At 72.3% G+C, this 8,988-nt stretch carries 10 protein-coding genes; 1 reads left to right on the top strand and 9 read right to left on the bottom strand.

The annotated features are described in order from the left end of the window. Both C1I99_RS25230 and C1I99_RS25225 read right to left on the bottom strand, forming a co-directional pair. Positions 1 to 718: ATP-binding cassette domain-containing protein (locus tag C1I99_RS25230; protein ID WP_111136680.1), on the bottom strand; the 718-nt coding region annotated here is incomplete at its 3' end. A gap of 218 nt (positions 719 to 936) precedes the next feature. Next, entirely contained in the window at positions 937 to 1,776 is an 840-nt protein-coding gene (locus C1I99_RS25225) for a GNAT family N-acetyltransferase (protein ID WP_111136682.1), read from the bottom strand. 442 nt (positions 1,777 to 2,218) lie between these two features. Here C1I99_RS25225 and C1I99_RS25220 point away from each other — a divergent pair, with 442 nt between their 5' ends. Further along, positions 2,219 to 2,794 carry a PadR family transcriptional regulator gene (locus C1I99_RS25220; protein ID WP_111136679.1) on the top strand — a complete coding sequence of 192 codons (576 nt, stop codon included), beginning with the start codon at positions 2,219 to 2,221 and terminating at the stop codon, positions 2,792 to 2,794. Positions 2,795 to 3,060: 266 nt separating this feature from the next. On the opposite strand, the gene ispG is transcribed toward C1I99_RS25220, so the two are convergent. From ispG to C1I99_RS25190, 7 genes are all read right to left on the bottom strand, one after another. Then, on the bottom strand, positions 3,061 to 4,233 hold the full coding sequence (gene ispG, locus C1I99_RS25215; RefSeq protein ID WP_111136678.1) for a flavodoxin-dependent (E)-4-hydroxy-3-methylbut-2-enyl-diphosphate synthase: 1,173 nt from the start codon (positions 4,231 to 4,233) through the stop codon (positions 3,061 to 3,063). A 9-nt stretch (positions 4,234 to 4,242) separates the two neighbouring features. After that, the gene (locus tag C1I99_RS25210; protein WP_111136677.1) at positions 4,243 to 5,484 is read right to left on the bottom strand and encodes a M50 family metallopeptidase; all 1,242 of its coding nucleotides are present in this window, start codon (positions 5,482 to 5,484) and stop codon (positions 4,243 to 4,245) included. Then, positions 5,484 to 6,695: a 1-deoxy-D-xylulose-5-phosphate reductoisomerase gene (gene dxr / locus C1I99_RS25205; protein ID WP_111136676.1), complete on the bottom strand. Its 1,212-nt coding sequence runs from the start codon at positions 6,693 to 6,695 to the stop codon at positions 5,484 to 5,486. Before dxr ends, C1I99_RS25210 begins: the two co-directional genes overlap by 1 nt. Before the next feature lie 43 nt (positions 6,696 to 6,738). Continuing rightward, positions 6,739 to 6,921, bottom strand: a complete 183-nt coding sequence (locus C1I99_RS32415) for a hypothetical protein (protein ID WP_146604049.1) — start codon at positions 6,919 to 6,921, stop codon at positions 6,739 to 6,741. Between the two features lie 2 nt (positions 6,922 to 6,923). Continuing rightward, complete coding sequence (locus tag C1I99_RS25200) at positions 6,924 to 7,292, bottom strand: DoxX family protein (RefSeq protein ID WP_111136675.1); 369 nt, start codon at positions 7,290 to 7,292, stop codon at positions 6,924 to 6,926. A gap of 86 nt (positions 7,293 to 7,378) precedes the next feature. After that, positions 7,379 to 8,251 carry an RNA polymerase sigma factor SigJ gene (sigJ, locus tag C1I99_RS25195; protein ID WP_111136681.1) on the bottom strand — a complete coding sequence of 291 codons (873 nt, stop codon included), beginning with the start codon at positions 8,249 to 8,251 and terminating at the stop codon, positions 7,379 to 7,381. Between the two features lie 178 nt (positions 8,252 to 8,429). Then, positions 8,430 to 8,988, bottom strand: a 559-nt coding sequence (locus tag C1I99_RS25190; RefSeq protein WP_233512703.1) for a YcxB family protein, incomplete at its 5' end; no start/stop codon positions are given.

Below are 8,988 nucleotides of genomic sequence, written 5' to 3'. Positions count from 1 at the left end.
CGGGGGGCGGCGCGGCGGTGCCCTGCGCCGGGGCGGGTGGCGCGGCGCACGGTGCGCGCAGCGGCGGCTCGTCGAGGCGGTGCACGGTCGCCGGACTGCCCGGCTCGACTGCGCGGGCGCTGGCGACCACCGCGTAGCCCTGGTCGGCCAGCCGGGCCAGCACGGCCCAGAGCCAGGCCCGCTCCGGCCCGTCGGAGCCGGCGTCCACGTCGTCGGCGACGATCAGCCGGGGCGCGCTCAGGGTGGCCAGGACCAGGCCGAGCACCTGCCGTTGCACCGGGGTGAGGTCCCGGCCCCGGACGTCCGGGTCGAAGGGCGCGTCCTCGGTGAGGCCGGCGCCGGCGATCGCGGCGGCGACGGCGTCCCGCCGGTACGCGCGCCGGGCCCGCAGCGCGGCCACCGGCACCAGCCGGCGACCGCGGCGCGGCACCGGCCCGAGCAGCAGCAGCCGTTCCTGGACGTGCTCGGCGACGGTGAGCGCCGGATCCGGTTCGTGCACGCCGGCCACCTGGCCGAGCGCGGACGGGCCGTGCCGGAGCAGCCGCCCTTCGGTGGTGGGGAAGCGCCCGGCCAGGGCGAGCAGCAGCGAGGTACGGCCGCTGCCGGGCGACCCGGTGACGGCGTGCAGTTCCCCCTCGGCGGCGGTCAGGTCGACGTCGCGGAACACCCAACCCCGGCGGGTCCGCAAGCCCAGCCCGCTCGCTTCGACGACCACCATCGACCCGCACCATCCCTTGAACTGACCGGTCAGTATAAAAACATGGTCAGCATAACGCCGGTCGTCCGTGTCGTCGTGCCCCGGCGCTGTGACCCCGCCCATCACCAGCGGGACCAGCAGGCGGCGGGGCCGCGCCGAGGGCCCGGTGTGCCCGGGGGTCCGGTGCGGCGACGCCGGGGGCCGATGCGGCGTCCCGGGGGCGGCATCCCGGGGGCGCCTCAGAAGAGCACGGTGGCCAGGGTGCCGACCGGGCGGAAGCCGCAGCGCTCGTAGACCCGGCGCGCGGGCAGGTTGAAGTCGTTGACGTAGAGGCTGACCGTCGGGGCGGCGCGGAGCAGCGCGTCACGTACCACCGCCGCCATCGCCGCCGTCGCGATACCCCGGCCCCGCCACTCGGGAGCCACCCAGACCCCTTGCACCTGGGCCGTCCGACGGGTGACCACGGCCAGCTCGGCCTTGAAGACGACCTCCCCATCGACGAACCGGGCGTACGCCCGCCCGGCCCGGACCAGGTCGGTGACCCGCCGCCGGTAGCCGCGCCCGCCGTCCTCGGCCAGCGGCGAGACGCCCACCTCCTCGGTGTACATCGCCACCGCCGCCGGGAAGAGCCGGTCGACCTCGCCGCCGCGTACCCGCCGCACCTCGGGGTCGGCCGGGACCGTGGGCAGCGCGTCGGTGACCAGCAACGGCTGGTTGGGGCGTACGTCCCGGGCCGGCCCCCAGGCCGCGGAGAGCCGGTCCCAGAGCCCGAGCACCGCGTCGGCCCGGCCGACGATCGACGAGCAGAGCCGCTCCTCGCCGACGAGCAGGTCGGCAAAGGCGGCGACGGCCGGCTCCGAGGCGAGCACCGGGGTGAGGTTGCCGCCGAGCCAGCAGACCGACTCCAGGTTCCGGCGGGTGCCGTAGCCCAGGACCCGACCCTCGGCCCGCCACCAGGCCAGCCCGCGCGCGGCGACCCGCTCGGCCACCTGCGCGCCCGCGAACGGGTCCAGGTCGAGCAGTCGCTCGACCGCGCGGCGCTCCGATTCCCCCAGTTGCCGTACCGGCACCGTCAGCACGAGTACCAGCCTGCCAGATCGGCCCCCCGCCGCGTGGGCTGAGTGGCGAGTCGGACCACGGCACGGGGACCGGTGCGAGGCCACGCCGGCAGCCCGGTTGCGGGCGGCCCACCGCACCAGCGCCGGCACCAGCGAACCGAGCACCAGGAACAGCCCACCGAGCAGCAGCCAGCCCGGTTCGCCCCCGCCGACCGCCAGCGTGGTTGCCACCACCGGCGCCGCCATCCGGCCCAGCTCGAAGCCCATGCAGTAGGCGCCCTGGTACTGCCCGTGCGCATGCTCGGGCGCCAGCCCGGAAGGAGATACCCCACCGGCGGAGCCCACAGCTCGCCGACGACGTGGGCCAGCGCCCCGCAGATCAGCAGCCGATCGCGGCTTGCCGCCGACACGTTGCCGATATATCGTCGATGCATCATCGATAGTAATGAGGAGAGGACGTTAGATGGGATTTCACCGCAAGCTGCACCAGATGCACGAGGCGCGGATGCGCGGCTTCGGTTTTCCGCCCGTTCCGCCCTTCCCCCCGGGCCACGGCGGGCACGGCGGCTGGGGTGGCCGTGGGCGTGGCCGGGGACGCCGGCCCAACGTGCGCGCCGCCGTGCTGGCGCTGCTCGTGGAGCGGCCGATGCACGGCTACGAGATGATCCAGGAGATCGACTCCCGCACCGGCGGGGCGTGGCGGCCGAGCCCGGGCTCGGTCTACCCCACCCTCCAGCTGCTGGAGGACGAGGGCGTCATCGCCGCGACCACCGATGAGTCCGGCGGCGGGCGGAAGCGCTTCGCGCTCACCGAGGCCGGCAGGGCGGAGGCCGGCGAGGCGGCGCAGACGCCGCCCTGGGCGGCGCTCGCCCAGGGCACCGTCAACAGCTGGCACGACATCCGGGACGCCGGCACCCAGGCGATGCACGCCCTGCGCCAGGTGATGATGACCGGCACCGACGACCAGCGGGAACGGGCCGCGCAGGTGCTCGACGAGACGCGCCGCAAGCTGTACGCCATCCTCGCCGAATCGGAGTGACCCGCCCGGAGGCGGTTCCCCGCCCAGCCCGGAGAGGCGGCACGCCCAACCGGCGGCGGCGCTGCCGTCGCCCAACCCGGCGGTGGCGGACCCGTCGCCCAGACATGGAAAGAGTGGTCGTTCCCCGGGGAACGACCACTCTTTCCGGCAAGTACCGCCCCGCGTCGCGGGAGTGCCACCCCGCGTCGCGGGATCGTGTCCGGCCCTACGTCGCGGCATTGCCCGGAGGCGCGGGGAAGTGCCCGCTGGGCGAGGCGGCGGGGGTGTCAGTGGACGGTGACGGTGGCGCCGGCGGCCAGACCGCGCAGCTCCTCGGGAAGCTCGGCGCCCATCTCCTCGGCCAGCCGGAGCGCCTCCTCGATCAGCGTCTCCACGATCTGCGCCTCGGGCACGGTCTTGATGACCTGCCCCTTGACGAAGATCTGGCCCTTGCCGTTGCCGGAGGCGACACCGAGGTCAGCCTCGCGGGCCTCGCCCGGGCCGTTGACCACGCAACCCATGACCGCGACCCGCAGCGGCACCGGCAGCCCTTCCAGCCCGGCGGTGACCTCCTCGGCGAGCTTGTAGACGTCGACCTGGGCCCGGCCGCAGGACGGGCAGGAAACGATCTCCAGGCCGCGCTCGCGCAGGCCGAGCGACTCCAGGATGGCGGCGCCGACCTTGATCTCCTCGACCGGCGGCGCCGACAGCGAGACCCGGATGGTGTCGCCGATCCCCTCGGCCAGCAGCGCGCCGAAAGCGACCGCCGACTTGATGGTGCCCTGGAACGCCGGCCCGGCCTCGGTGACGCCCAGGTGCAGCGGGTAGTCGCACTTCTCGGCCAGCAGCCGGTACGCCCGGATCATCACCACCGGGTCGTTGTGCTTCACGGAGATCTTGATGTCACGGAAGCCGTGCTCCTCGAAGAGTGAGCACTCCCACAGCGCGGACTCGACCAGCGCCTCGGCGGTGGCCTTGCCGTACTTGGCGAGCAGCCGCTTGTCGAGCGAGCCGGCGTTGACGCCGATCCGGATCGGCACGCCGGCATCGCCGGCCGCCTTCGCGATCTCCTTGACCTTGTCGTCGAACTGCCGGATGTTGCCCGGGTTCACCCGCACCGCCGCGCAGCCGGCGTCGATCGCCGCGAACACGTACTTCGGCTGGAAGTGGATGTCGGCGATCACCGGGATCTGCGACTTCTTCGCGATCGCCGGCAGCGCCTCCACGTCGTCCTGGGACGGCACCGCCACCCGGACGATCTGGCAACCGGACGCGGTCAGCTCGGCGATCTGCTGAAGGGTGGCGTTGATGTCGGCGGTGAGAGTGGTGGTCATCGACTGCACCGACACCGGCGCACCCCCACCGACCGGCACCGAGCCGACCATGATCTGGCGGCTCGCCCGGCGCGGGGCGAGCGGCGGGGGCGGCACGGCGGGGATACCGAGACTGACAGCGGTCACTTCAGGCACTCACCTTGAGAAGAGCGTGATCGGATTGACGATGTCCGCGGTGGCGGTGAGCAACGTGAACGCGCCACCGACCAGGATCACCGCGTACGTGAGCGGCATGAGCTTCAGGTAGTCCACCCGGCCGGGATCGGCGCGGCCGAGCCGGGCGTAGATCCAGGAGCGGGCCCGCTCGAACCAGGCGATGGCGATGTGGCCGCCGTCCAGCGGCAGCAGCGGAAGCAGGTTGAACACCCCGACGAAGAAGTTCAGCGAGATGAAGAGGATGACCAGCAGCTGCCAGACGCCGTGCTCCAGCGCCTCACCGCCGAGGCGGCTGGCGCCGACCACGCTGATCGGGGTGTCCTTGTCCCGCTCACCACCGGTGACGGCCTCCCACAGCGCGGGCACCTTCTCGGGGATCCGCTTCATCGCCTCGTACGTGCCGACCGCCAGGCTTCCGGTGTAGTCGGCCGTCGCCGGGATCGCCTCGATCGGGCCGTAGGTGACGTTGGCCGGGACGCCGGGGGGCAGCTTCGGCCCGGCGACGCCGAGCGCGGCGACGGTGACCGGGGCGGCCTCCGGGTCGGTCAGGGGCGGGCGCTGCACCGCGGCCAGCTGGGCCTGAACCTCGCCCTGCACCCCGTCCCGCTCGTAGCGGATGGTGGCCGTCTGGCCCGGGGACAGGTCACGGATCGCCTTGACCAGTGCGGTGTAGTCGGCGACGGGGGCCCCGTTCACCGCGAGGATCTCGTCGTCGTCGCGCAGCCCGGCCTGCTTGGCGGGGCTGACCGGGTCGCCGGGGGCGCACTCGCGCACCTCGGCGGCGGGGATGACGCACTCCTGCACGGCGACGTGCGCGGGCAGCGGGTTGGGCAAGTCCCGGTTCGGCAGGCCCATGAACATCGCGGCCAGCCAGATCGCGATCACGGCCAGGGCGAAGTGGGTGACCGAGCCGGCGGACATCACGATCGTCCGCTTCCAGACCGGGTAGCGCCACATCGCGCGGTGCTCGTCGGCCGGGTCGACGTCGTCGTCCTGCGGGGTCATCCCGACGATCTTGCAGAAGCCGCCCAGCGGGATCGCCTTCAGGCCGTACTCGGTCTCGCCCCGGCGGAACGAGAAGATGGTCGGGCCGAAGCCGACGAAGTAGCGGGTGACCTTCATCCCGAACGCCTTGGCGGTCAACATGTGCCCCGCCTCGTGCAGGCTCACCGAGATGAGGATCCCCAGGGCGATCACCACCACCCCGAGCAGGTACAGCATCAGGCTCCCTTCCCCGATCCCGAGATGATCTCCCGCGCATGCGTACGCGCCCACGACTCCGCCGCGAGCACGTCCTCGACGGTACCTGGTTCACCGAAGTCGGGAGTGTCCTCCAACACGCGCTGGAGGGTGTCGACGATGCCGAGGAACGGCAACCGGCCGGCGACGAAGGCGGCCACGCACTCCTCGTTGGCGGCGTTGTAGATCGCCGGCCGGCAACGCCCGGTCTCCCCGGCGGCCTTGGCCAGCCCGACCGCCGGGAACGCCTCGTCGTCCAGCGGCGCGAACTCCCAGGTGTGACTGGTGGTCCAGTCGACCGCGGCGGCGGCGTCACTGACCCGGTCCGGCCAGCCGATGCCGAGCGCGATCGGCAGCCGCATGTCCGGCGGGCTGGCCTGGGCGAGCGTGGAGCCGTCGGCGAACTCGACCATCGAGTGAATCACCGACTGCGGGTGCACCATCACGGTGATGTCGGCGTACGGCACGTCGAACAGCTCGTGCGCCTCGATCACCTCCAGCGCCTTGTTGACCATCGTCGCGGAGTTGATCGTGACGACCGGCCCCATGTTCCAGGTCGGGTGGGCCAGGGCCTGCTCCGGGGTGACCTGGGTCAGCTCGTCGCGCCGCCGCCCCCGGAACGGGCCGCCGCTGGCGGTGACGATCAGCCTCCGCACCTCGCCCCGGGCACCGCCGCGCAGGCACTGAGCGAGGGCCGAGTGCTCCGAGTCCACCGGAACGATCTGCCCCGGCCGCGTCACCGCGGCCTTCACCAGAGGGCCGCCGGCGACGAGGGACTCCTTGTTGGCCAGCGCGAGCGTACGCCCGGCGCGCAGCGCGGCCAGGGTCGGCGCGAGCCCGAGCGAGCCGACGACCCCGTTGAGCACGACGTCGCAGGGCCACTGTGCCAGCTCGGTCATCGCGTCCGGCCCGGCGACGATCTTCGGTAGCCGGAAGTCGCCGGTGGCCCAGCCCCGGCGGCTCGCCTCGGCGTAGAAGGCGAGCTGGAGGTCCTGCGCGGCGGAGGCGCGGGCCACCCCGACCGCGTCGACGCCCAGCTCCAGCGCCTGGGCGGCGAGCAGCTCGACGTTGCCGCCGCCGGCGCCGAGGGCGACCACCCGGAACCGCTCCGGGTTGCGCCGCACGATGTCGATGGCCTGGGTCCCGATCGAGCCGGTGGAGCCGAGCAGGACGAGGTCGCGGGGGGAAGTCACCCGGCCATTCTTCCCCAGCCCCGCTGTACGCCCGCTGGGAGCCTCAGCCCTCGATTTCGTCCGGCGCCTCGCCGTCGAGCAGGGCCGCCGGGTCGACGGCGAACGCGAACGGCTCGGTCATCACGAAGGTGCTCCCGGCCGCCGCTGCGGCAACCGGGCGGTACTCCCCTCGGCCAGCTCGAACAGCGCGACGGCGGGGACCCGGACCACTTATGCAGATGCCCATCCTCACCGGCAGGATGAAGGCGCCCCGTGATAGGCCAGGTTCACGGCGAGTGCGGCCACCGCCAGGCAGAAGAAGACGGCCCACGCGCCGAGCTGATGGTCGTGGACGCGTAAGTGGGCACCGAGCGCTCCCAGGAAGTACAGCACGAGGCCGGCAGCGGCAAGCGTGCCTAGCAGCGGGAACGCGAACCCGGCCAGCAGCCCTACGGCGCCTGCCGCGAGCAGGGAGCCCAACGCTGGTATCCAGGTCCGTGGCACGCGCATCTTGTCCGCCTGGGTCTTGGGGTAGTCGTGGCCGATTAAGTTGGCGATGGCGGCGATGCCGTTGACGGCTGATGCGAGGAGGGTGACCGTGACATATGCGGCGAACATGGCGGTCTCCGATTCCGTGAGAGCGACGGCTGGGTCGCCTCACGGACGGAGCAGCACCTCAAGGCCGTGACATGTTGTGACCTGGGTCATGCGATGACGCCGGTCAGCTTCTCGGGGTTGCTGACCACATGCACCGTGTGGATCGCGCCGTTCACCAGGTGCAGCGTCACCGCTAGGACCGGCGCACCCGCTGACGAGATGACGATCCCGGGACCGCCGTTGATCCGAACCATCTGAGCGCGCGAGTCCTCCGGTCGGCGCTGAGAGAGGACGAGGATCGCGCGAGCCACGTACTCCAGCCCGTGGATTGGCTTGCGAGGCGCGCCGCTGAACCCACCACCGTCGCTGATCATCGTCACGTCCGGTGCCAGCACCCGCATCAGAGCCTTCAGGTCGCCGCCCAGGCAGGCGGCCAGGAATCGCTCGGTTGCCTGCTGCCTGGTCACCTGGTCGGTGTCGTAGCGGCGTCGGCGCTCCTGCACTGCCTGCTTGGCGCGGCGCGCGACCTGCCGTACCGCCGCGTCGTTGCGCCCGACGAACCGTGCTATCTCGGTGTGGCTGTACCCGAATGCCTCGCTGAGCACGAACACCGCGCGCTCTATTGGGGATAGTGCCTCCAGAAGGAGCAGCATTGCGGTCGACACCGACTCCGCCAATGCCACGTTGTCGGCCACGTCTGGGCCGGTGAGTATCGGCTCGGGCAGCCACGGCCCGACATACGATTCCCGCCGTACCCGCGCACTGCGCAATCGGTCTATCGCCAGCCGGGTGGCGATGCGAACCAAATAGCCTTCAGCGTCGGCGACGGCGGCCACATCGACGCGGCTCCAACGTAGCCAGGTGTCCTGCACCACGTCGTCGGCCTCGCTGACACTGCCCAGCACCCGGTAGGCCACAGCATGCAACAGACCGCGATGCCCGGTGAACAGTCGCTCGGCCGCCAGCTGGGCACCCGCCATGTCGCCAGGCACTACGATCGTCTCCTTCCGCCGCGGTACTTCGGCGAGACCACCCTCAGCGAAGAGGACCACCAGTTCCTGCGTACCCGGATCTGGTGCGACGCCAAGGTCGACGGCGCCGGCCGCTGCCGACGCCGCACCGACCACGACGGCACCTGCGGGGGCACCGACGACCCGGTCAGCCGGTGACCGTCGCACCGCCAGCAGCCTGCTCACCACCGGCAAGAAGGCCCCGGCCGCCCAGGAAGCCCAGCAGCGCGTCCCGGTCGTGCGGGCTGAGCCCGGCGATCGGCACCGGGACGACCTGCTGGCGGTTGACCCTGAACAGCAACTGGCCGGGGATCAGCTCGACCGTCTCCAGCGCTTCCCACCGGAGCAGGCTCTCCATCAGCCGGGTGGACATCCGCAGGCCCTCGTCGGAGAGCTGCCAGGCGATCGGTACCCCGTAGGTCTTCCAGTTGTTCTCGACCGCGCCCCGCACGACGAACCGCGGCGACAGCCAGAAGACCAACGCCGCCACCACCCAGCCCGCGACCCGCACGGGTCGGTCCGCCAGCAGGTCGACGGTCGCCGGCAACAGCAGCAGGAAGCCGCAGACCACGAGCAGGCGCAGGGTCCGGCGGAACGCGTGGCGCAGTGCGACGGCCAGCAGGCGCCGGTCCGGCGGCGTCTCAAAATTGATCATCACGGCGCAGACGATACGACGATCGGGTGCCCGGAACGCCGCCCCCTCCCGC

This window comes from Micromonospora deserti (assembly GCF_003236335.1).
In the GTDB taxonomy this organism is placed as follows: Bacteria; Actinomycetota; Actinomycetes; order Mycobacteriales; family Micromonosporaceae; genus Micromonospora; species Micromonospora deserti.
Note: the sequence above shows the minus strand (reverse complement) of the source record. Positions and strands in the feature narration are given on the sequence as shown.